This is a genomic window from Cupriavidus pauculus (assembly GCF_002858765.1).
GTDB classification, from domain to species: domain Bacteria; phylum Pseudomonadota; class Gammaproteobacteria; order Burkholderiales; family Burkholderiaceae; genus Cupriavidus; species Cupriavidus pauculus_B.
The window spans coordinates 244,898-267,978 of record NZ_PJRP01000002.1; the positions used below are offsets into that span (position 1 = coordinate 244,898).

Genomic DNA, 23,081 nt, shown 5'->3' on the forward strand with positions numbered 1-23,081 from the left:
CCATGAGTACATCGACCGTCCCCCAGCAAGCCCCGGCCCAGCCGACACCGGCGCCAAAGGACCAGACCCCGTGGCGCCGCTTCGCGCGGCAATTCTTCGAGAGCAAGCTCGCGGTGGTGGGCCTGGTGGCATTGCTGCTGATCATCCTGATCGCAATCTTCGCGCCGCTGCTGGCACCGCAGAATCCTTATGACCTGGCCACGCTGGACGTGCTCGACGCGCGCCTGGCCCCGGGCGAGCAGGCCGGCAGCGGCATGACCTTCCTGCTTGGCTCGGACGAGCAAGGGCGCGACATGCTGTCCGCCGTGATGTACGGCCTGCGCATCAGCGTGGGCGTGGGCGTGGTCAGCACGGTCATCGCGCTGCTGCTGGGCGCCACGCTGGGCCTGCTGGCCGGCTTTCTCGGCGGGCGCACCGAGGCGTTCATCATGCGCGTGGCCGACCTGCAGCTGTCGTTCCCGCCGATCCTGCTGGCGCTGATTCTTCTGGCGTTTTTGCGACCCGGCATCGGCAACATCGTGATCGCGCTGGTGGCGGTGCAGTGGGCCTACTACGCCCGCACCACGCGCAGCGCGGCGCTGGTGGAGCGGCGCAAGGAGTACATCGAGGCCGCCACCTGCCTGGGGCTGCCGCCGCAGCGCATCATGTTCCGCCATCTGCTGCCGAACTGCCTGCCGCCGCTGATCGTGATCGCCGCGCTGCAGGTGGCATCGGCCATCACGCTCGAAGCCACGCTGTCGTTCCTGGGGCTGGGCGTGCCGGTCACGGAGCCGTCGCTGGGCATGCTGATCGCCAACGGGCAGCAGTACATGCTGTCCGGCAAGTACTGGATCAGCTTCTTCCCGGGCATCGCGCTGGTGGTCACCATCGTGGCGATGAACCTCGTGGCTGACCAGTTGCGCGACGTGCTGAACCCGCGCCTGCAGACGCAGTAACACACCAGGAGAGCCGATATGACCCAGCCAACCCTGGTCGTAGAAAATCTAAAAACGCAGTTCTTCACACGCGCCGGCGTGGCCAAGGCCGTGGACGACGTGTCGTTCTCGGTGGGCCGCGGCGAGATCATGGGCCTGGTGGGCGAATCGGGCTCGGGCAAGTCGATGACCGGCTATTCGATCATGGGATTGATCGATCCGCCGGGCAAGGTCGTGGACGGCCGCATCGCCCTGACCAGCCGCGACGGCGTGACGCGAGACCTGCGCGCCCTGACGCCGGCCCAGCAGCGCGACGTGCGCGGCAACCGCATCGCCATGATCTTCCAGGACCCGATGATGACGCTGAACCCGGTCCTGCGCATCGACACGCAGATGATCGAGGCGGTGCGCGCCCACGACGATGTCAGTAAGGCCGCCGCCCGCGAGCGGGCCCGCAATGCACTGGCGCGTGTGGGCATCCCGTCGCCGGACGAGCGTCTGCAGGCCTACCCGCACCAGTTCTCGGGCGGCATGCGCCAGCGCGTGGCCATTGCCATCGCATTGCTGAACAAGCCCGACCTGATCATCGCCGACGAGCCCACCACGGCGCTCGACGTGACCATTCAGGGCCAGATCCTCTACGAGATGCAGACGCTGTGCCGCGAATCGGGCACCGCCCTGATCTGGATTACCCACGACCTGTCCGTGGTGGCGGGTCTGGCGGACAAGGTCTGCGTGATGTACGCGGGCAAGATCGTTGAATCGGGCGATGTGCGCCAGGTGCTGGAGCGCCCCGAGCATCCGTACACGCACGGGCTGATCGGCTCGGCGCCGTCGCGCAATCCGCGCGGTGCGCCGCTGCGGCAGATTCCGGGCATGACGCCGTCGCTGTTGAACCTGCCCGGCGGCTGCGCGTTTCGCAACCGCTGCCCGTACGCCACCGATGTGTGCAAGAAGGACCCACCCCTGGCCATTTCGCCAGATGGCCGGCAGTTGCGCTGCTTCCACCCGGTGCATAGCCAGCAGGAGGCCGCATGAGTACGCCCGTGATCGATACGCCGAAGACCGCCACCGTGGGCGCACCTCCCGACGCCGCCACGCCGCCGGCGCCGCTGCTGGAACTGCGCGAGGTGTCCAAGCGCTTCGTCAAGTCGCTGGACGTGGCGGCCAAGATCGCCAACGTCTTCGGTGCGAAGCAGAAGATGGAAGTGGTGCATGCCGTCGACAAGGTCGACCTGGCCATCCGTACCGGCGAGGTGGTGGGGCTGGTGGGCGAGTCGGGGTGCGGCAAGTCCACGCTCGGCCGCATGGCCGTGGGCCTGCATTCGCTGACCGAGGGCGAGCGGCTCTGGCGCGGCACCGACCTGGACCGCCTGCCGCCCGACAAGCGGCGCGAGAAGCAACTGGCGATCCAGATGATCTTCCAGGACCCCTATGCGTCGCTGAACCCGCGCCTGCGCGTGCTGGACATCGTCGGCGAGGCGCCTGTCGTGCATGGCATGGTGGAGCGCGGCGCGCAGAAGGCCTATGTGGAAGACATGCTCGTACGCGTGGGCATGGACCCCACGGTGCTGCGGCGCTTTCCGCACCAGTTCTCGGGTGGCCAGCGGGCGCGCATCGGTATTGCGCGCGCCCTGGCCGTGAAGCCGGAATTCCTGGTCTGCGATGAATCGGTGGCGGCGCTCGACGTGTCGATCCAGGCCCAGGTGCTGAACCTGTTCATGCGCCTGCGCGAAGAGCTGAACCTGACCTACCTGTTCATCAGCCACGACCTGGGGGTGGTCAAGCACATCAGCGACCGCGTGGTGATCATGTACCTGGGGCGCGTGGTGGAATCGGCGCCGACCGAGGAAGTGTTCGCATCGCCCAACCATCCGTACACCCAGGCACTGCTGGCCGAGGCGCCGAAGCTTGAGGTGGGCAAGAAGACCTATGTGGCGATTCGCGGCGAAATTCCGTCGCCGCTCAATCCGCCGACGGGCTGCCACTTCCACCCGCGCTGCCCGCATGCGATGCCACGCTGCAAGGAGGAGCAGCCGGCGCTCAAGGAGATCGCGCCGCTACGGTGGTCGGCGTGCCACCTGAATGACATGGTGTGATCTCGCCTGACGGTTTGCTCCCCGCTCCCGCTCTGCGGGAGCGGGGAGCAAACTTCAGCGGCTCGCGAATCAGCGAATCACCACGCCCCGTGAATTGATGATCGTCATTTCGACGAATTTCGAGCCCACGTGGCTGTCTGGACCGAACTGGACGATGAATCCGCCCAGGTCCACATTGCGCATGCTTTCCAGCGCCATCACGAAACGCTCGCGTGTCAGGTCCTTGCCGGCGCGGCGCAGGCCTTCCACGAATGCCTTGGCGGCGATGAAGCCTTCGATACTGGCGTAGTCGAAGTCGTTCTGCTTGCCGGCGGCCTGCAGCAGGCGCAGGTATTCGCGCACCACCGGCAGCGTTGCGTTGCCCGGATGCGGCATCACCTGGGAAATGATCACGCCGCTGCCCTGCGGGCCTACTTCCTTGGCCAGCGCCTGGGTGCCCACGAACGACACGTTGTAGAACTGCCCGCTGTAGCTGCGGCGCAGCGCCTCCTTCACGAAGGCACCGGCCGTGCGGTAGGCGCTGATCAGCACCACGGCATCGGGCTTTGCCTTCATGGCCTCCTGCATCGCATCGCCGATTTCCACGGTGTTGCGGACCACGCTGGACTGCGCCACCAGCTTCACACCGCTGTCCGCCGGCAGTGCCTTGATGGCGTGCTCGATGCCCGCCAGGCCGGCCTTGCCGTAGCCGTCGTCGTTGTAGACCACGGCAACCCGCTTCAGGCCCGTGGTGCGAATCTGGCGCACGATGGCGCCGGTTTCTTCCTCGTAGCCCGCCCGCACGTGGAACACGTAGCGGTTGGACGGGTCGCGCAGCGTCTGCGCGCCGCTGAAGGGGGCGAAGAACGGAATGCGTGCCTGGCCGACCAGCGGCAGCGCGGCCTGGCTGGTGGGTGTGCCCACGTAGCCGAACAGCGCAAAGACGCGGTCTTCCTCGATCAGCTTCTTCGTGTTCTTGACGGCCTCGTCGGGCTCGTAGGCATCGTCCAGCGCCTTGAGTTCGATCTTGCGGCCGAACACGCCGCCATGGCTGTTGATGTAGTCGAAGTAGAGGCGCGCGCCGGCGTTCATCTGCTTGCCCAGCACGGCTGTGGGGCCGGTCAGCGCGGCCGATTGTCCCAGCAGGATCGAATCGGCGGTCACGCCGGTCTCGGCGGGCGTGGTATTGGCGGCAAACGCGGCGCCTGGTACGCCGCTGGCCGCGAGCGCGGCCGCCATCATCAGGCCGACCATTTGCCGGCGCTTGACCCCAGAAGTGAAACCCATGTGAATCCCCGTCAAAAATCCGTAAAACGTTCTGCGTTGCGTCTTCTTTGCTGCTTTCGGACCCCGCGGATGCCGTCCGGATCTTGTGCCGGTACGGCTCCCGGCCCTGCGGGGCCGGACAGTTCACGGCCTTGGCCGGACTGCGCCGGCACATCATAATCGAATACAATTGGAGCCAAACAATTTCTCCCGGTCAGCAATGTTTGGCCGACGTCACTGCGCCACAGTCACGCCGTTGACAAACGCCACGCCGTCAGCCCGCCGCATGCCCGTACCGGGCGCCCCACCCGCCGTATCTGCCTGCCGAAGCCCACCATGGCCACCCGCATCGTCCGCGCCGCCTGCCCTCATGATTGTCCCGACACCTGTGCGCTGCTCGTCACCGTCGAGGACGGCCGCGCCACCAAGGTGGCTGGCGATCCCGAGCATCCCACCACGGGGGGCGTGCTCTGCGCCAAGGTGTCGCGCTACACCGAACGTACCTATCACGCCGACCGCCTGCTGACGCCGCTGCGCCGCGTGGGCAAGAAGGGCGAAGGCAAGTTCGAGCCCATTTCGTGGGAAGCCGCGCTCGACGAGATCGCCACGCGGCTGGGCGCCATCGCCGCGCGCAATCCCGAGGCGATCGTGCCGTACAGCTACGCGGGCACGATGGGCCTGGTGCAGGGCGAAAGCATGGCCGCGCGGTTCTTTCACAAGCTCGGTGCGTCGCTGCTGGATCGCACGATCTGTGCCAGTGCCGGTGCCACGGCGCTGCGTTACAGCTATGGCGCCAGCGTCGGCATGGACATGGAGCACGTGGTCGGCGCGAAGCTGGTCATCATCTGGGGCGGCAACCCGATTGCGTCGAACCTGCATTTCTGGACCCGCGCGCAGGAAGCCAAGCGCCGCGGCGCCACGCTGGTGGCGATCGATCCGTACCGCTCGCTGACGGCCGAGAAGTGCCATCGCCATATCGCACCGATGCCCGGCACCGACGGCGCGCTGGCGCTGGCGATGATCCACATCCTGATTCGCGATGACCTGCTGGACCACGACTACATCGCGCAACACACGGTTGGTTTCGATGCGCTGCGCGAGCGGGCGATGGACTATCCGCCTGCCCGGGCGGCCGAAATCTGCGGCGTGCCGGTGGAAGACATCGAATGGCTGGCCGGCCTGTATGGTCAGTTGGCGGTCAAGGAACGCCAGGCCGTGGCCATCCGCCTGAACTACGGCGTGCAGCGCGTGCGCGGCGGTGGCCAGGCGGTGCGCGCGGTGGCCTGTCTGCCGTCGCTGGTGGGCGCCTGGCGCCAGCCGGCGGGCGGCCTGCAGTTGTCCACGTCGGGCTTCTTCCCGATCGATACCGCGTCGCTGCAGCGCCCGGACCTGCTGCCCACGTGGCCCGAGCTGCCGCGCACCGTGAACATGAGCACGATCGGCGACGCGCTGCTGGACGACGGCGCGCGCGGCAACGGCCCGAAGATCGAAGCCGTGGTGGTCTACAACAGCAACCCCGTGGCGGTGGCGCCGGAGTCGGCCAAGGTCGCCCAGGGGTTTGCGCGCGAAGACCTGTTCACCGTGGTGCTGGAACACTTCCGCACCGATACGGCCGACTACGCCGATATCGTACTGCCCGCCACCACGCAGCTCGAACATGTGGACGTGCACAAGACGTACGGCCACGTCTACTTCATGGCCAACAACCAGGCCGTGGCCCCGCTGGGCCAGGCGCTGCCGAACACGGAGATCTTCCGCCGGCTGGCCGCGCGCATGGGGTTTGCCGATCCGTGCTTTGCCGATACCGATGAAGCCATTGCCGGCCAGGCCATCCTGCGCGACGACAAGCGGGCCGAGGGCATCAGCTGGGACACGCTGAAGGCGCGCGGCTGGCAGCGGCTGAATATCGACGCGGCGCCGTTCGCCAACGGCGGCTTCCCGACGCCATCGGGAAAATGCGAGTTCTATTCGGCAGCCATGGCGCGCGACGGGCTCGACCCGCTGCCGGCCTATGTGGCGCCGTATGAGACCCCGTCGTCGGCACCGGAGCTGGCGGCAAGGTATCCGCTGGCGATGATCTCGCCGCCGGCGCGCAATTTCCTGAACAGCTCGTTCGTCAACGTCGACAGCCTGCGCGCCACCGAAGGCGAGCCCCATCTGGACATCCATCCGGTGGACGCCGCCGCGCGCAACATCGCCCACGGCGACCTGGTGCGCGCCTACAACGATCGCGGCAGCATGCAGGCGCGCGCCCGCGTGACCGATCGCGCCAAGCAGGGGCTGGTGGTGGGCCTGTCGATCTGGTGGAAGAAGCTCGCCCCCGATGGCAAGAACGCCAACGAACTGACCAGCCAGCACCTGACCGACCTGGGTCGCGCGCCGGTGTTCTATGACTGCCTCGTGGAAGTGGAGGCGGTGCGGGCCGAGGCCTTGGCATCATGAAACGGTGGCCGGCCCACCGGCGCCTGGCGGGTATCCTCGCGATACTCGCTGGAGCGATGCTGGCGGCCGGCTGCGATACGGTTGGCTATTACTATCAGTCGATCGGTGGCCACCTGGGCGTGATGGCTTCGGCGCAGTCGCTGGACGACGCCATCGCCACGGCCAACGGCGCCAACGACCGGAAACTGGCCCAGCGGCTGGAACTGGCGCGCCGCATTCGCGACTACGCATCGCGCGAACTGAAGCTGCCCGACAACGGCAGCTATCGCCGTTACGCCAATTTGCACCGGCCCTATGTGGTGTGGAGTGTGTTCGCCACGCCCGAACTGTCGCTGGACTTGCGCAAGTGGTGCTTCCCGATCGTCGGCTGCATCACGTACCGGGGCTACTACAGCCAGGACGATGCCGACCACTATGCCAAGGGGTTGCGCCGCGACGGCTTTGAAACCTACGTGGCGGGCATCCCGGCCTATTCCACGCTCGGTTATTTCGACGATCCGCTACTCAATACCTTCGTCTACCAGCCCGAGGGCGAACTGGCCCGGCTGATCTTCCACGAACTCGCGCACCAGGTGGTGTACGTGCGCAACGACACCGCGTTCAACGAGTCGTTCGCCACGGCCGTGGAAGTGGCCGGCGTAGAGCACTGGCTGGCGCAGGACGGATCGGCCGACGCGCGCGCCAGCTACAAGATCTACGACGGCCGGCGCCGCCAGTTCCGCGCGATGCTGCTCAGCACACGCGACAAGCTCGTGACGCTGTACAAGTCGCCGCAGGACGATGAAGCCAAGCGCCAGGGCAAGGCGCGCATCTTCGACGAACTGCGGCAGGAATATGCGGCGCTAAAGGTCGAGTGGGCCGGCTACACCGGCTACGACCGCTGGTTCGACCAGCCGCTGACCAATGCCCACCTGGCCGCCGTGGCCACGTACCAGCAATGGGTGCCGGCCTTCACGGCGCTGCTGGCGCAGTGCGGCGGCGACTGGGAGCGCTTCTATGCGGCCGCTCGCAAGATCGGCGACCTGCCGCCGGCCGAGCGCGACGCGGCGCTGCGCAAGCTGGCGCCGCCGGCCACCGAAGTCACGCCGCTGACGGCGCGTGGCAACACGGGTGCCATGGCTGATACGCCAAAACCCTGACGCGGGAGTTTCCCGATGGTGACGCACGCCCTGCATGCGAAAATGGCGGCCATGTCTCATGCCCCCAAGAAATCCGGCAATCTGCCGCGCGCAACCGCCGCCGCCACGCTGAGCGACGACGGCCCCGCGCGCACGCACGTGGCCGAGCGCCAGGAAATGCGCCGCCGCCAGATCCTGGACACCGCCGCACAGCTTTTCTACACGAAAGGTTATCCGGGCATGACGATGAACGACCTGTGCCGGGCCCTGGGCGTGACCAAGCCGGCGGTCTACTACTACTTCGCCGACAAGTACGAGATCTTCGACATCCTGTGCCGCGAATCGGCACAGACCTGCCTGACGGTGATTCGGGAAACGGCCAACCCTGCGCTGCCGGTGCGCGAGCGCCTGCACGCCTGCCTGCTGGAAATGGCCCGCCGTTGCGTCAAGTGTCACGTGGCGGCGGCGCTGAGTTTTCGCGACAACCAGTACCTGAAGGGCGATACGGTCGAGTGGCTCAACAGCATGGCCCGCGAGTTCTACCGCGACCTGTACGTGCTGCTGGAGGAAGGCCTGGCAGCCGGTGTGTTCGCGTTTGGCGATGCACGGGTGACGGCCCATTCCATGGGCGGCGTTATCGGTTTCATGTACACATGGCATGAGCCGGGGCGCATGGATCCGGAGGCGCTGGCGCACGAACTGGCGCAGAACATGATGAAGCTGGTGCTGCCTCCGGCTTGATCGGCACCAAGGACGGCTGCGTTTCCGGCCAGATTCGTCAGGGTATTCCCTCGATCCCACCATTGGGTGGCGCATAATTCACGATTTCGACGGTCCAATTCGTGGAGGACTTCGTCTAACGGGTTGTCTTCACATGGGGCACGCGTTTAGCATTCCCAAAAAATCGAACGATCATTCAGAAATTCAGGAGACGGTATGGAAAAGCTGTGGCTGAAAAACTATCCGGCGGGCGTACCGGCAGAGATCGACGCCAGTCAGTTCCGTTCGCTGGCCCAGTTGCTCGAGCATTCGTTCCGTACCTACGCCGACCGCCGTGCGTTCATCTGCATGGACAAGGCCATCACCTATGGCGAACTGGACCAGCTGTCGCGCCAGTTCGCGGCCTGGCTGCAGTCGCGCGGGCTGCGTCCCGGCGCCCGCGTGGCCCTCATGATGCCGAACGTGCTGCAGTATCCGGTGGCGCTGGCCGCCGTGCTGCGCGCCGGCTACGTGGTGGTCAACGTGAATCCGCTATACACGCCGCGCGAGCTGGAACACCAGCTCAAGGACAGCGGCGCCGAAGCCATCGTCATCCTTGAGAATTTCGCGGCCACGCTGCAGGCCGTGCTGCCCGCGACGCCGGTCAAGCATGTGGTGGTGGCCAGCATGGGCGACATGCTGGGCGGCCTGAAGGGCGCCATCGTCAATTTCGTGGTCCGCAACGTCAAGAAGATGGTGCCGGCCTGGGAACTGCCCAACTGCGTGCGCTTCAACGACGTGCTGGCCGAAGGGCGCAAGATGGAACTGAGGCCCGTGAGCACGGGCCCGGACGACATCGCGTTCCTGCAGTACACGGGCGGCACCACGGGGGTGTCGAAGGGCGCCACGCTGCTGCACCGGAATATCGTGGCCAACGTGCTGCAGTCCGAGGCGTGGATGCAGCCGGCGCTGGCCAAGGGCGCCCCTATCGACCAGGTGGTGACGATCACCGCGCTGCCGCTGTATCACATCTTTGCGTTGACGGTCTGCTGCCTGCTGGGCATGCGCAGCGGCGGCCTGAGCATCCTGATTCCGAATCCGCGCGACATCCCGGGCTTCATCAAGGAACTGCAGAAGTACAAGTTCCATATGTTCCCGGCCGTGAACACGCTGTACAACGCGCTGCTGAACCATCCCGACTTCGGCAAGATCGACTGCTCGGGCCTGCGCGTGGCCAATGGCGGCGGCATGGCCGTGCAGGAAGCGGTGGCCAAGAACTGGCTGGCCAAGACGGGCTGCCCGATCATCGAGGGCTATGGCCTGTCGGAAACCTCGCCGTCGGCCACCTGCAATCCGACCGATTCCGACGCGTTCTCGGGCACCATCGGCCTGCCGCTGCCGTCCACCGAAGTGTCGATCCGCGACGACGATGGCAATGAGCTGCCGCTGGGCCAGCCCGGCGAGATCTGCCTGCGCGGCCCGCAGGTGATGGCTGGCTACTGGAACCGCCCGGACGAGACCGCCAAGGTCATGACCCCGGACGGCTTCTTCAAGACCGGCGACATCGGCGTGATGGACGAGCGCGGCTACACGAAGATCGTCGACCGCAAGAAGGACATGATCCTGGTGTCGGGCTTCAACGTGTATCCGAACGAAGTGGAAGGCGTGGTCGCCGAATGCCCGGGCGTGCTGGAAGTGGCAGCGGTTGGTGTGCCCGACCAGCACTCGGGCGAGGTGGTGAAGCTGTTCGTGGTCAAGAAGGACCCGGCCCTGTCGGAAGCCGACGTGATCGCGTTCTGCAAGGACCGCCTGACCGGCTACAAGCGTCCGAAGTACGTCGAGTTCCGCACCGAACTGCCGAAGACCAACGTCGGCAAGATCCTGCGCCGCGAACTGCGCGACAGCCGCAAGGCTGCATAGGTTCTCTCCCTCTCCCGCCTGCGGGAGAGGGCGTCACTACCCTAGCACTCGTTCGACGGCGCCATCTGCGGCTGGGGCGATCCATCGGGATAGATCAGCCGCACGCACGTGCCGGGTTCCAGCCCCGGGGCGGCCGGGCCATTCACCTGGGCCACCGTACCATCGGCCGTCCGGACCTTGTACTGGTAAAGGTCCATCTGCATGGGCGGAGGCGGCGGATTCAGCAGCCGCGACAGGTCTACCGAGAAACCCACGCCCACACCCCCGCCTCCACCCCCGCCGCCGGCGGCCACGCCGCCAACGCCCATGCCATAGCCGCCGTAGCTGCTGCCTTGCGGTACATCCACGCGTGACAGGAAGGTCTTCTCGGTCACGCGGCCGAGCTTGATCGTGGCGTTGACCGGCGTGATCTGCGGGCCGGCCGGCGTGCTGATGCATCCCGCGCCGAGCGTGGCCAGCGCGGCCGCGCACAGTGTGGGTATCCATCGCATTGCGGGATTTGCGAGTCGGGTCATGGCGAAGTCGTCAGGCTGGATTTCAGGCGACCCAGCAGTCGGAAGAGGGCGCGTCGATCCGTTTCGGCAAGTCCCGAGAACAATTGTTCCACCCAGGTTTCGTGCGCGCGCGCCATGCGCGAGAACGCCTCGCGGCCGGCTGGGGTCAGGCGGATCAGATACGCCCGGCGGTCCGTGGGCAGGGCCTCGCGCGTGACCAGGCCCTCTTGCTGCAGCTGGTCGGTGATGCCCGTGACGTTGCCGCCGGTCACCATCATGCGGCGCGACAGCTCGCCCATCTTGAGCCCTTCGGGGTGGCGGTCGAGTTGCGACATCAGGTCGAAGCGCGGCAGCGTCACCGCAAAGTCCTGGCGCAGGCGCGAGCGGATGTCGCCCTCGATCAGCGTGGTGCAGGTGAGCAGGCGAAGCCAGAGCCGCAGCGCCTCGTGGTCCGATTCGCCGGCACTGGTTTCCAGGTCGACCGGAGAGTCATCGGCGCTGCTGGCGGCGGAGGGATTGGGCATCGGGATTCGGGTAACTCGAACATTTGATGCCTCAAGTATATGCGCTGCCCGGCGTTCTCCCTATCCGCCGTCTTTCCAGTTGCCGGCGCGGCGTCAATCCACCTTGGCGCCCGAATCCTTGACGACCTTGGCCCACTTGGCAGTCTCGGAGCGGATCAGCGCGGCGAACTGCTCGGGCGTATTGCCCACCGGATCGGCACCCTGCGCCATCAGCCGTTCACGCACGGCCGGCGTGTTCAGGCTCTTGGCCACTTCCTGCTGGATGCGATGGATGATTTCCGGCGGCGTGCCGGCGGGCGCCAGCAGGCCAAACCACGAGCTGGCCTCGAAGTTCGGCAGGTTGGCCGCCTGCGCCACCGTGGGCACGCCTGGCAGGGCCGGCGACGGCTTGGCGCTGGTCACGGCCAGTGCCTTGAGCTTGCCCGCCTTGATCAGCTGCATCGACGACGGCAGGTTGTCGAACATCACCTGCATGGTGCCGCCGGTCATGTCCGTCAGGGCCGGGCCGCTGCCGCGGTACGGAAAGTGGACCATGAAGGTCTTGGTCTGCGTCTTGAACAGCTCGCCGGCCAGGTGGATCGACGTGCCGTTGCCGCTCGACGCCATGTTGAGCTTGCCCGGATTGGCGCGCGCATAGGCAATCAGGTCGTTGACGCTATTGATCTTGTTCTGCTGGGCGAAGGCGGGATTGACCACCAGCACGTTGGGCACTGCCGCCACCAGAGTGATCGGGGCGAAGTCCTTGATCGGGTCGAACGGCAGCTTGCCGTAGAGAGACTGGTTGATGCCGTGCGTGCCGACCGTGCCCATCAGCAGCGTGTAGCCGTCGGGGGCGGACTTGGCCACGATGTCCGAGCCGATGTTGCCGCCCGCGCCAGGTTTGTTGTCGACCACCACGTTCCAGCCCTGCAGCTTCGACAGCTCGGCCGAGACGGCCCGCGCCATGATGTCGGTGGTGCCGCCGGCCGGGAAGGGCACGACCAGCCGGATCGGCCGCGTCGGGTAGGCATCGTTGGCGAGCGCCGTGGCTGCGGCCAGCGGACCCAGGGCAACCGACAGGAGCAGGGCGATGGTGCGCCGGCGAGGTTGATGCATGGCAATGTCTCCAGGTAAGGCGGCCGGGTGTTCCGGTCTGCAGGCCATTCTAGTCGGGCACGCGCCACTTCGCGGATGAGGTGAAACCCGTTGAGACATTCATGCGGGGGGATGAAAAAAGGCGCCAGAGGGACGCAAAAAAGGCGCCCGAAGGCGCCTTGAAAATAAGGAACAGTGTCGAACTGCGTAAAGCTTCGGATCAGAACTTGTGGCGGATACCCACTGCCACGCCAACCTGGCTGGTTTTGCCTTGTTCCAGCGGGTAGCCGTTGGCAAAGCTCACTGCCGAGGTATCGAAGTTCAGGCCCGAGTTCTTCACGTAGCCGGCCGTCAGGTAGACGTCGGTGCGCTTCGAGAAGTTGTAGTCGGCCACGAAGCTGATCTGCCACGGGTTCTTGGGGTTGTCGGCCAGGAAGGCCGACGACGCGCGCATCGTCTTCACGTCGTCGTAGAAGTACGCCAGCGTCAGGCCCAGCGGCGCGGTCACCTGGTAGTTCACGCCGAACCAGTAGTAGTTGTCGCGCAGCAGCTCGGCGCCGGTGTTGTCGGTCGTGCGACCGTAGCGGTAGCCGGCCATCAGCTTTGCCGGGCCGACCGTGTAGCTACCGGCGGCACCCACCTTGCGCGAACGGCCAGGCTGGCCGATCGTGATCGTCGGGCGCCATTCGTCGTACGCCAGCGTCAGGCCCAGCGGGCCGCTCATGTACAGCACGCCGGCACCACCGCCCGCGTTGTTGTTGAAGTTGCCCGGCGATTCGCCAGCGCCCGAGGCAGCCAGCGGCACCGGACCGATTGCGGCGACGCCCGTACCGAAGCTCCAGTGCGCCTCGGCGGTGACCGGGCCGAACACGGCCGTGTACTTGACGGTGTTGTCCGAACGGAAGTTGGTACCCAGCTGGGCCACCACCGGTTCGTAGATCGTCGCGTAGCCGGTCGGCGAGAAGTTCGCGAACATGTCGAACATGGTCGTGTACTGACGACCCATGGTCAGACGGCCGTAGCTGTCGCTCTGCAGCCCCAGGAACGCCTGACGACCGAACAGTCGGCCGCCTTGCTGCGACTTGCCGTCGTCAAGGCCGAAGCCGCTTTCCAGCACGAACAGTGCCTTCAGGCCGCCGCCCAGATCTTCGGTGCCGCGCAGACCCCAGCGCGAGCCGGACAGGCCGCCACCGGTCTGCAGGCCCACACGGCTGCCGCCGCCGGCCAGCGAAGGCGGACGGCCATTCGGGCCCCACGATGCGGGATTGGTGTTGAAGCCGGGTGCCAGATTGTTGTTGTATTCGATTGGCAGGTCGACGACGCCGTACAGGGTCACGCTGGTTTGCGCATTTGCAGCCGTGGCAAAAGCGCTCATCGCGGCAAGCGCGAGTAGCGATTTTTTCATGCTGGGTGATCTCCACTTAAGAATTATTAGTTGAAGCTATGCGGAAGGACCTCCTGTCAGCCCTCTTCATCCTTCCGTGCTTGACTTCCATGGAAGCTGCTGATCACTCTAGCAAAAGCGCTATTTTTTTTGACCCTGTGGTAAACGTCTTGTCTGGTTTTCACAACTCAGGGTTATCCGGGACCCGGGCTCAGCGAAAACGCGCCCTTGCATGCCAATGCGCAAACCTGCACAAAATCACGCGGGTACAATGCGGGAAATCCCGGTACGCTGTCGAGGCAAAGCTCTACCCATCAGTGGGGCACGCGCGAATGGCGGCCGCAGACCTTCCATTGACACCTATGGATACGTTGATTCACGAATTCGATGTCGCGCTGCGCGCCATCGCCGGTGCGACCCGTGCGGACCGCGACAACCCCGCCGACCGGCTCACGCCCGATACGGAACAGATGACTGCCGAGGAGCGCCGCCATGTGGCCGGGCTCATGCGCATCAACCATGTGGGCGAAGTCTGTGCGCAGGCCCTGTACCAGGCGCAGAAGCTGACGGCCCGCAGCGCGCCAGTGCGCGCGCAGATGGATGCCGCGGCGCGCGAAGAGGAAGACCACCTGGCCTGGTGCGCCGAGCGCCTGCGCGAACTCGGTTCGCGGCCGAGCCTGCTCAATCCGCTCTGGTATGCCGGCGCGTTTGCCATCGGTGTCGTGGCGGGCCGGGCTGGCGACCGCATCAGCCTGGGCTTCGTGGCCGAGACCGAACGCCAGGTCGAGCATCACCTGACCGGCCACCTGGACCGACTGCCGCCTGCCGATGGCCGCTCGCGCGCCATTCTCGAGCAGATGCGCGACGACGAGATCCGCCATGGCGATGCCGCCCGCGATGCCGGCGGCGTGCCGTTGCCCGGCCCGGTGCGCGCACTGATGCGCGTCGCATCCAGGATCATGACCACGGCGGCCTATCGTATCTAGCAGCGACGACGACGGCGTGTCACAAATGGCGACGGGCGTGTACGCATCGTCGCCATTTTCATTTTCGGGGTGCATCTGAACGCTGCCTCGCACAGCTGTGGAAAACTGCCCCGAGCCCTTGGTTGGTCGGGGCTGGCGGCAAAACGTTGTATCCTTCCCGACGGCGCAGAACTGGATGCGATTCTCGCCGTCGGCAGTCCTCCCCCAGATTGTTCTCAGGTGGTTTCTCTGCTTTCCTCCCCAAGTACTTCATTTCATTAAGGATTCACTGTTGCGGTGCGTGAAGTTGGCGCGCTAAGTCTTTGTTCTGATTAAAAAAACCCTGTTTTTTGCCCCTTAGCGAGCCTTGACCGGCCAAAATGCTTCCTCTAAAGTGGGAAATAGTGTGAGGAAGTGTATTTTTGTGTGAAATGCCGCCCTGTCTCTGCGATGATTTGCATCGGACCGGACGGTTGCGGACAAGGACGAATCGACCTGCCAAAGGCTGAAATAGCCGGCGGTTACCGGGGGAAAGAGCTTGTTTCAGGGAGCATCGGCGCTGTCGCTCGATGCCAAGGGCCGGATGTCCATTCCGGCCAGGCACCGCGAAGCGCTGCAAACGCAGGCCGAGGGCCGGGTTACGCTGACCAAGCACCCGGACGGCTGCCTTTTGCTCTTTCCCAGGCCCGAATGGGAGGTTTTCCGCGGCCGCATCGCGGCGCTGCCAATGGATGCCCACTGGTGGAAGCGGATCTTTCTGGGCAACGCCGCCGACGTGGAAATGGATGGCGCGGGCCGTGTGCTGATTGCACCGGAGCTGCGCAGTGCCGCCATGCTCGACAAGGAAGTGATGCTGCTCGGTATGGGCAGCCATTTCGAAGTCTGGGATGCCGCTACCTACGCCGCCAAGGAACAGGCGGCGATGGCACAGGGCATGCCGGACGCATTGAAGAATTTCTCTTTCTGAAGAGGTCATGACCCCTACCGAAACGCCGGGGACCACCGCCCTGCGCCATCGCACCGTGTTGCTGGACGAGGCCGTCGACGCGCTCGTCTGGCGGCCCGACGGCGCCTACGTGGACGGCACCTTCGGAAGAGGCGGTCACAGCCGTGCCGTGCTGGCGCGGCTGGGGCCGGCCGGCAGCCTCGTCGCGTTCGACAAGGATCCGGCAGCAATCGCAGAAGCGGGCACCATCAAGGATGCCCGCTTCTCCATTGAGCACGCGAGCTTTGCGGAGATGGGCGACCGGCTGGCCGGCCGCCCGCCCGTGGCTGGCGTGCTGTTCGACCTGGGCATCAGCTCGCCCCAGATCGACGAGGCGGCGAGGGGATTTTCCTTTCGTTTCGAGGGCCCGCTGGACATGCGCATGGACACCACGCGCGGCGTCACTGCCGCCGAGTGGCTTGCACGGGCGGACGAGCACGACATTGCCAGGGTGATACGAGACTATGGGGAAGAACGGTTTGCTGTACAGATTGCAAAGGCGATTGTTGCTCGCCGGAGCGAACCCGGCGATGGCGGACCAGTCGCCACTACTTCAGAACTTGCCGCGCTCGTGGCGAAAACCGTCAAGACACGCGAGAAGGGTCAGGACCCTGCGACCCGCACCTTTCAAGCTCTACGGATTCACGTCAATCAAGAGCTTGCGGACCTCGAAAGAGGCCTGAAGGCGGCGTACGAGCTGCTGCAGGTCGGAGGCCGCCTCGTGGTGATCAGCTTTCACTCGCTCGAGGACCGCATCGTCAAGCGGTTCATGCAGGCGCACGCCCATCCGGACCGCGACGCGGATCCGGCGCTGCGCCGCGCGCCGCTGCGCGCCGCCGACCTGCCGCAGCCGACGATGAAGCTGCTGGGCCGTTTCAAGCCTGGCACCCAGGAGGTGGCCGACAACCCGCGCGCCCGCTCGGCCGTGATGCGCGTGGCGGAAAAGCTCGGAGGCCGCGACGCATGAACCGCCTGACCTTCTTCCTGCTTGCCGCGCTGATGCTGTGCGCGCTGTCGCTGGTGAGCGCGCAGCACCAGGCCCGCACGCTGTTTGTGGCGCTGGAGCGGGCGCAGACCGAGGAAAAGCAGCTCGACATCGACTGGTCGCGCCTGCAATACCAGCAGAGTTCGCTCAGCAAGAGCGCGCGCATTGCCGATTCGGCGCGTGCGCAGCTGAAGATGGCGCCGGCCATGGCCGGCCGTACCCAATACCTGCAGGGCGTGGTGCTGCCTGATACCCCGCCCGATGCCCAGCAACCCGCCGGGGGACCCGCCAAATGAGCCTGGCTCGCCCGAGCCTGAATCGCGCCCGCGCCGGCAACAAGCCGCGTGGCGAGGCCGCGCGCCCGCGCACCGGCCAGTTCTCGGCCAGCCCGGTGCTGGGCCTGCGCCTGCCGATGTGGCGCTCGAAGTTCGTGGTGTTCCTGATGTTCGCTGCGTTTGTGGCGCTGGCCGCGCGGGCGATGTGGATCCAGGGCCCGGGCAACCAGTTCTACGAGATGGAGGGCAAGAAGCGCTTCCAGCGCACGCTGGAGCTGCCCGCCACGCGCGGCAAAATCCTGGACCGCAATGGCCTGGTGCTGGCCACCAGCCTGCCGGTCAAGGCGATCTGGGCCGTGCCCGAGGATGTGCCCGACAATCTGGAACCGCAGCACATGCGCCAGCTGGCCAAGCTGCTGGACATGTCCGAGAAGGACCTGCGCGCCAAGTTCAATGAAGACAAGAGCTTTGTCTATCTGAAGCGCCAGGTGCTGCCCGATGCGGCCGACAAGATCGCCGCGCTCAAGATCGACGGCGTCCATCAGACGCGGGAGTACAAGCGCTTCTATCCGGAAGGCGAGGCGATGGCGCACATCGTCGGCTTCACCAACGTCGAAGACAAGGGGCAGGAAGGCGTGGAACTGGCGCGCGAAGGCGTGCTGGCCGGCAGCCCCGGCGCGCGCCAGGTGATCAAGGACCGCCTGGGCCGCGTGGTGGAGGACGTGGGCATCCTGAAGACGCCGCGTGACGGCCAGGACATGCAGTTGTCGATCGACGCCAAGATCCAGTACCTGGCCTACAACGAGGTCAAGGCCGTGGTGGAGCGCAACAAGGCCAAGGCCGCCAGTGCCGTGGTGCTCGACGCCCAGACCGGCGAAGTGCTGGCGCTGGCCAACTGGCCCACCTACAACCCGAACGACCGCAGCCGCCTGTCGGGCGAACAGCTGCGCAACCGCGTGCTGACCGACACCTTCGAGCCCGGCTCGATGATGAAGCCGATCACCATCGGCCTGGCGCTGCAGCTGGGCCGCGTGACGCCGGCCACCACGGTGGTCACCACCGGCAAGTTCAACTTCGAGGGCGCCACGATCTCGGATACCCACAACTACGGCACGCTCACGGTAGGCGGCGTGATCCAGAAGTCGAGCAACATCGGCACGACCAAGATCGCGATGATGATGAAGCCGCAGGAGATGTGGGACATGTTCACCAGTGTCGGCCTGGGCCAGGCGCCGAAGATCGGCTTCCCGGGCGCGGTGGCTGGCCGCGTGCGGCCGTGGAAGAGCTGGCGCCCGATCGAGCAGGCCACCATGTCATATGGCTACGGCCTGTCGGTGTCGCTGTTCCAGGTGGCGCACGCCTATACGATCTTTGCCCACGATGGCGAACTGATCCCGGTATCGATTTTCAAGACCAACGGCCCGGCCACCGGCGAACGCATCCTAACCCCGCAGATCGCGCGTGAAGTGCGCGGTATGCTGGAAACCGTGACCGCCCCGGGCGGCACGGCGCCGGAAGCCCAGGTGATGGGCTACCGCGTGGGCGGCAAGACCGGTACCGCGTACAAGCACGTGGGGCGTGGCTACGACCGCAGCAAGTACCGCGCGTCGTTCATCGGCCTGGCGCCGATGTCCAACCCGCGGGTGATCGTGGCGGTGAGCGTCGACGAACCGACCGCCGGCAGCCACTACGGCGGCGCGGTGGCCGGCCCGGTCTTCTCGGCCATTACCGGTGGCGCGCTGCGCTCGCTAAACGTGCAGCCCGATTCGCCGATCCGGCAGTTGATGGTCACCGACAAGGTCCAGGAAAGCGAACCACCGTGGAGCGCCACGCCATGACGGCCAAGCCGCTGCTCCCGATCGAGGTGTCCACCCAGGCCAGCGTCGCGCTGGCCTGGCTGCATGCGCACGCGCCGGCCGGCGCAAAGCTGACCGGCGATACGCGTCGCCTGCAGCCGGGCGACGTGTTTTTCGCCTACATGCTGGGCAACGAGCGCCTGGCGACCGATGGCCGTCCGCATATTGACAAGGCCATCGCCGCCGGCGCGTCGGCTGTGATCTACGAGGCCGATGGCTTCGACTGGCCGCACGGCGACGCCGTGCCGCACCTGGCCCTGTCGCAACTGCACTGGCTGGCCGGTCCGATCGCGGCCGGCTGGTATGGCATCGGCGCGCGCAATCTGGCGGTGACCGGCATCACCGGCACCAACGGCAAGACATCGTGCGCGCAGTGGCTGGCGCGCCTGCTGCAGGCCGCCGGCACGCCGTGCGCGACGATCGGCACGCTGGGCACGGGCTTTCCCGATGCGCTCCGGATCACCGGTTTCACCACGCCCGACGCCGTGCAGCTTCAGGCCAGCCTGGCCGAACTGAACGATGCGGGCGCGCGCGGCATCGCTATGGAAGTGTCGTCGCACGGCCTGGAGCAGGGCCGCGTGGCCGGCACCGGGTTTGGCGTGGCGGTGCTGACCAACCTGACGCAGGACCACCTCGACTATCACGGCACGATGGCCGAGTACGAGGCGGCCAAGGCGCTGCTGTTCCAGTGGGACGGCCTGCGCGCGGCCGTGATCAACCGCGACGACGCCATGGGCGGCCGCCTGCTGGCCGGCAATGCCGCCGGCGTCAGCGCGCCGCAGGTGATCGAATACGGCATCGACGGCAAGGCTGGCGCCACGGCGTCGGGCACGGCGTTCCATGTCGACGGCAGCTTTGGCAGCGCCGACGTGACCACGCCGATGATCGGCGCCTTCAACGTCAGCAATCTGCTGGCCGTGCTGGGCGCCGCGCTGGCGCAGGGCGTGGCCTGGGATGCGGCGATTGCCGCCCTGCGGCAGTTGACGCCGGTCGATGGCCGCATGGAACTGTTCGGCGGCCACGACGCGCCGCTGGCCGTGGTCGACTACGCCCACACGCCCGACGCGCTGGTGCAGACGCTGACCGCGCTGCGCCCCGTGTCCGATGCCCGCCAGGGCCGGCTCTGGTGCGTATTCGGCTGCGGCGGCGACCGCGACGCCACCAAGCGCCCGCTGATGGGCGGTGTGGCCGAGCGCCTGGCCGACGACGTGGTGCTGACCAGCGACAACCCGCGTAGCGAAGATCCGCTCGACATCCTCGAGCAGATCGCCGACGGCATGCAGGACCGCAGCCGCGTGCGGCTGATCGAGGATCGCGCCGCGGCCATTCTTTACGCAATCAAGCACGCCGCCCCGGCCGACGTAGTGCTCGTGGCCGGCAAGGGCCATGAAGCCACGCAGGAGATCCAGGGCCGCAAGCGGCCGTTCTCGGACCGCGAACATGTGCGCCTGACCCTGGGCACGCGGGGGGTGTCGGCATGAACGGACACCAGATGACGAATTTGCAGCAAGCCGCCGGCTGGATGGCCGGCGCACGTATTTCCGGCGATGCCACGCGCACGTTCTCGCGCGTGCATACCGACAGCCGTACCGTACAGCCGGGCGATCTGTTCGTGGCGCTCAAGGGCGACCGCTTCGACGCCCATGACTTCCTGCCCGATGTGGTGGCGCGCGGCGCTGCCGCTGTGCTGGTCAGCCGTGATATCGACCTCGACGTGCCGGCGCTGATCGTGCCGGACACGCGCATCGGCCTGGGCGAGCTTGGCGCCGGCTGGCGCCGCCAGTTCACGCCGCCGACGGTGGCCGTGACCGGCAGCAACGGCAAGACCACGGTCAAGGAAATGATCGCGGCGATCTTTGCCGCTGCCGTGGGCGAGGACGACCGGCTGGCCACGGGCGGCAACCTGAACAACGATATCGGCCTGCCGCTGACGGTGCTGCGCCTGCGCGCGCACCACAAGCTGGCAGTGCTGGAACTGGGCATGAACCACCCGGGCGAAACGGTCTACCTGGCAGCCATCGCCCAGCCGACCGTGGCCGTGATTACCAACGCCCAGCGCGAGCACCAGGAGTTCATGGTCAGCGTGGAAGCGGTGGCCCACGAGCACGCCAGCGCCATTGCCGCGCTGCCGGCCGATGGCGTGGCCGTGTTCCCGGTGGATGCCGAGAGCGGCGGCGCGCATGCCGCGATCTGGCGCCAGGCGGCCGGCAAGCGCCGCGTGCTGGCGTTTGGCACCGACGCGTCGGCCGATGTGCGCGCGACGGTGACGCTGGATGACGGCGTGCAGGTGCTGCACGTGACGGCCCCGGGACAGACGTTCGACCTGCGGCTGCAACCGCTGGGCGCACACAACGTGCGCAATGCGCTGGCGGCCACGGCGTGCGCGCTGGCGGCCGGGGTGGCGGTGGATGCCATCCAGCGCGGCATCGCGGGCTTTTCGGCCGTGAAGGGACGCCTGCAGGTCAAGCACACGCCGGCCGGCACGGTGGTCGTCGACGATACGTACAACGCGAATCCGGATTCCATGCGCGCCGCCATCGACGTGCTGGCCGGGTTTGCCGCGCCGCGCGTCCTGGTGCTGGGCGACATGGGCGAAGTGGGCGATCAGGGCCCGGCGTTCCATACGGAGATCGGCGCCTATGCCCGCGAGCGTGGCATCGAGACGCTATGGGCCCTGGGCGATCTGGCGCGGCATGCCGTGCAGGCATACGGCCCGGACGCGCGTCATTTTGCCGGTGCCGACGACCTGACGCAGGCGCTGAAGGAAGACAAGGAGGGCGTGGTGGCCGGTGCGGCCGTCGTGCTCGTGAAGGGATCGCGCTTCATGCGCATGGAACGGATGGTCGATGCGCTGGTCGCATCACCTTCCGCTCACTAAGAAAGAAAGACGATGTTATTGGCACTGGCCCAGTGGCTGCAAAACGATTACAGCTTCCTGCGGGTCGTTAACTACCTGACCTTCCGCGCGGTGATGGCCAACCTCACCGCGCTGGTGATCGGCCTCGGTTTCGGGCCGTGGGTCATCCGTCGCCTGACCGAACTCAAGATCGGCCAGGCTGTGCGTACCATCGGCCCGCAGACGCACCTGGTGAAGTCTGGCACGCCCACCATGGGCGGCGTGCTGGTGCTGATCTCGATCTGCGTGTCGACGCTGCTCTGGTGCGACTGGGGCAACCGCTTCATCTGGGTGGTGCTGCTGGTCACGCTGGGCTATGGCGCCGTGGGCTGGGTCGACGACTACCGCAAGGTGGTGTATCGCGACCCGCGCGGCATGTCGAGCCGCGAGAAGTTCTTCTGGCAGACGCTCATCGGCCTGGTGGCCGCCGTGTACCTGGCGTTCTCGGTGACCGAGGCCAGCAACGTGCGGGTCTGGAGCCTGTTTCTGAGCTGGATCGAAGGCGGCATGTTCGCCGACGTGCCGTACAAGACAAATCTGATCGTCCCGTTCTTCAAGGAGATCAGCTATCCGCTGGGCGTGACCGGCTTCATCGTGCTGACGTACCTGGTGATCGTCGGCTCCAGCAACGCGGTGAACCTGACCGACGGCCTGGACGGCCTGGTGATCATGCCCGTGGTGCTGGTCGGCGGCGGCCTGGGCGTGTTCGCCTACGTGATGGGCAACGCGGTCTACAGCAAGTATCTGCTGTTCCCGCATATCCCGGGCGCCGGCGAACTGCTGATCTTCTGCTCGGCGATGGCCGGCGCGGGCCTGGCCTTCCTCTGGTTCAACGCGCACCCGGCGCGCGTGTTCATGGGCGATGTCGGCGCGCTGGCGCTGGGCGGCGCGCTGGGCACTATCGCCGTGATCGTGCGCCAGGAAATCGTGCTGTTCGTGATGGGCGGCATCTTTGTGGTGGAAACGCTGTCGGTGATGCTGCAGGTGACGTGGTTCAAGTTCACGAAGAAGCGCTATGGCGAAGGCCGACGCCTGTTCCGGATGGCGCCGCTGCACCACCACTTTGAACTGAGTGGCTGGAAGGAAACGCAGGTCACCGTGCGGTTCTGGATCATCACGATGCTGCTGGTACTGATCGGCCTGTCGACGCTGAAGCTGCGCTAGCGTCCCCCAGAAAACTGAAGCTCTCTATATATAGGCAGGAAA

Annotated in this window: 20 protein-coding genes; 15 read left to right on the forward strand and 5 right to left on the reverse strand. The window is 66.3% G+C overall.

Translation table 11 applies throughout. The annotated features are described in order from the left end of the window. The first annotated feature begins 2 nt into the window (after window positions 1-2). Genes CYJ10_RS05970 through CYJ10_RS05980 form a run of 3 tightly spaced genes read left to right on the forward strand, consistent with a single transcriptional unit; the run spans window position 3 to window position 3,013 of the window. Window positions 3-935, forward strand: coding sequence for an ABC transporter permease (locus tag CYJ10_RS05970; protein ID WP_101680599.1), 933 nt, complete (start codon window positions 3-5; stop codon window positions 933-935). A gap of 18 nt (window positions 936-953) precedes the next feature. After that, window positions 954-1,952, forward strand: coding sequence for an ABC transporter ATP-binding protein (locus tag CYJ10_RS05975; RefSeq protein ID WP_101680600.1), 999 nt, complete (start codon window positions 954-956; stop codon window positions 1,950-1,952). Next, window positions 1,949-3,013 (forward strand): ABC transporter ATP-binding protein, encoded by a 1,065-nt coding sequence (locus CYJ10_RS05980; RefSeq protein WP_101680601.1) that lies wholly within the window; start codon window positions 1,949-1,951, stop codon window positions 3,011-3,013. Before CYJ10_RS05975 ends, CYJ10_RS05980 begins: the two co-directional genes overlap by 4 nt. Window positions 3,014-3,082: 69 nt before the next feature. On the opposite strand, the gene CYJ10_RS05985 is transcribed toward CYJ10_RS05980, so the two are convergent. Continuing rightward, window positions 3,083-4,279 carry an ABC transporter substrate-binding protein gene (locus CYJ10_RS05985; protein ID WP_101680602.1) on the reverse strand — a complete coding sequence of 399 codons (1,197 nt, stop codon included), beginning with the start codon at window positions 4,277-4,279 and terminating at the stop codon, window positions 3,083-3,085. A 315-nt stretch (window positions 4,280-4,594) separates the two neighbouring features. Between CYJ10_RS05985 and CYJ10_RS05990 the strand changes: the two genes are divergently transcribed. From CYJ10_RS05990 to CYJ10_RS06005, 4 genes are all read left to right on the forward strand, one after another. Further along, a complete protein-coding gene (locus CYJ10_RS05990; protein ID WP_101680603.1) occupies window positions 4,595-6,700 on the forward strand; it encodes a molybdopterin-containing oxidoreductase family protein in 2,106 nt (701 codons plus the stop codon). Continuing rightward, entirely contained in the window at window positions 6,697-7,839 is a 1,143-nt protein-coding gene (locus CYJ10_RS05995; protein ID WP_101680604.1) for an aminopeptidase, read from the forward strand. The genes CYJ10_RS05990 and CYJ10_RS05995 overlap by 4 nt, the downstream gene beginning before the upstream one ends. A 51-nt stretch (window positions 7,840-7,890) precedes the next feature. After that, window positions 7,891-8,559, forward strand: a complete 669-nt coding sequence (locus CYJ10_RS06000; RefSeq protein ID WP_180862850.1) for a TetR/AcrR family transcriptional regulator — start codon at window positions 7,891-7,893, stop codon at window positions 8,557-8,559. Between the two features lie 195 nt (window positions 8,560-8,754). Further along, on the forward strand, window positions 8,755-10,437 hold the full coding sequence (locus CYJ10_RS06005; RefSeq protein WP_101680606.1) for a long-chain fatty acid--CoA ligase: 1,683 nt from the start codon (window positions 8,755-8,757) through the stop codon (window positions 10,435-10,437). Window positions 10,438-10,478: 41 nt separating this feature from the next. Here CYJ10_RS06005 and CYJ10_RS06010 read toward each other — a convergent pair whose 3' ends face one another. From CYJ10_RS06010 to CYJ10_RS06025, 4 genes are all read right to left on the reverse strand, one after another. Next, window positions 10,479-10,928 (reverse strand): hypothetical protein, encoded by a 450-nt coding sequence (locus CYJ10_RS06010; protein ID WP_180862865.1) that lies wholly within the window; start codon window positions 10,926-10,928, stop codon window positions 10,479-10,481. 20 nt (window positions 10,929-10,948) lie between these two features. Continuing rightward, window positions 10,949-11,455 (reverse strand): MarR family winged helix-turn-helix transcriptional regulator, encoded by a 507-nt coding sequence (locus tag CYJ10_RS06015; RefSeq protein WP_101680608.1) that lies wholly within the window; start codon window positions 11,453-11,455, stop codon window positions 10,949-10,951. Between the two features lie 93 nt (window positions 11,456-11,548). Further along, a complete protein-coding gene (locus tag CYJ10_RS06020) occupies window positions 11,549-12,550 on the reverse strand; it encodes a tripartite tricarboxylate transporter substrate binding protein (RefSeq protein WP_101680609.1) in 1,002 nt (333 codons plus the stop codon). 199 nt (window positions 12,551-12,749) lie between these two features. Continuing rightward, a complete protein-coding gene (locus CYJ10_RS06025) occupies window positions 12,750-13,934 on the reverse strand; it encodes a porin (RefSeq protein ID WP_101680610.1) in 1,185 nt (394 codons plus the stop codon). 341 nt (window positions 13,935-14,275) lie between these two features. On the opposite strand from CYJ10_RS06025, the gene coq7 reads away from it, so the two are divergent. The 8 genes from coq7 to mraY all read left to right on the forward strand — a co-directional run bounded on the left by coq7 (window position 14,276) and on the right by mraY (window position 23,039). Then, window positions 14,276-14,899, forward strand: a complete 624-nt coding sequence (coq7, locus tag CYJ10_RS06030; protein WP_101680611.1) for a 2-polyprenyl-3-methyl-6-methoxy-1,4-benzoquinone monooxygenase — start codon at window positions 14,276-14,278, stop codon at window positions 14,897-14,899. 517 nt (window positions 14,900-15,416) lie between these two features. Further along, complete coding sequence (gene mraZ / locus CYJ10_RS06035) at window positions 15,417-15,845, forward strand: division/cell wall cluster transcriptional repressor MraZ (protein WP_101680612.1); 429 nt, start codon at window positions 15,417-15,419, stop codon at window positions 15,843-15,845. Window positions 15,846-15,852: 7 nt separating this feature from the next. After that, the gene (rsmH, locus tag CYJ10_RS06040; protein ID WP_101680613.1) at window positions 15,853-16,830 is read left to right on the forward strand and encodes a 16S rRNA (cytosine(1402)-N(4))-methyltransferase RsmH; all 978 of its coding nucleotides are present in this window, start codon (window positions 15,853-15,855) and stop codon (window positions 16,828-16,830) included. Further along, on the forward strand, window positions 16,827-17,144 hold the full coding sequence (gene ftsL / locus CYJ10_RS06045) for a cell division protein FtsL (protein ID WP_092601229.1): 318 nt from the start codon (window positions 16,827-16,829) through the stop codon (window positions 17,142-17,144). The genes rsmH and ftsL overlap by 4 nt, the downstream gene beginning before the upstream one ends. Beyond that, window positions 17,141-18,961, forward strand: coding sequence for a peptidoglycan D,D-transpeptidase FtsI family protein (locus CYJ10_RS06050; RefSeq protein WP_101680614.1), 1,821 nt, complete (start codon window positions 17,141-17,143; stop codon window positions 18,959-18,961). Before ftsL ends, CYJ10_RS06050 begins: the two co-directional genes overlap by 4 nt. Further along, the gene (locus CYJ10_RS06055) at window positions 18,958-20,460 is read left to right on the forward strand and encodes a UDP-N-acetylmuramoyl-L-alanyl-D-glutamate--2,6-diaminopimelate ligase (RefSeq protein ID WP_101681048.1); all 1,503 of its coding nucleotides are present in this window, start codon (window positions 18,958-18,960) and stop codon (window positions 20,458-20,460) included. The genes CYJ10_RS06050 and CYJ10_RS06055 overlap by 4 nt, the downstream gene beginning before the upstream one ends. Further along, window positions 20,457-21,857: a UDP-N-acetylmuramoyl-tripeptide--D-alanyl-D-alanine ligase gene (locus tag CYJ10_RS06060; protein WP_101680615.1), complete on the forward strand. Its 1,401-nt coding sequence runs from the start codon at window positions 20,457-20,459 to the stop codon at window positions 21,855-21,857. Before CYJ10_RS06055 ends, CYJ10_RS06060 begins: the two co-directional genes overlap by 4 nt. Before the next feature lie 12 nt (window positions 21,858-21,869). Next, complete coding sequence (gene mraY / locus CYJ10_RS06065) at window positions 21,870-23,039, forward strand: phospho-N-acetylmuramoyl-pentapeptide-transferase (protein ID WP_066732432.1); 1,170 nt, start codon at window positions 21,870-21,872, stop codon at window positions 23,037-23,039. The last annotated feature ends 42 nt before the right edge of the window (window positions 23,040-23,081 follow it).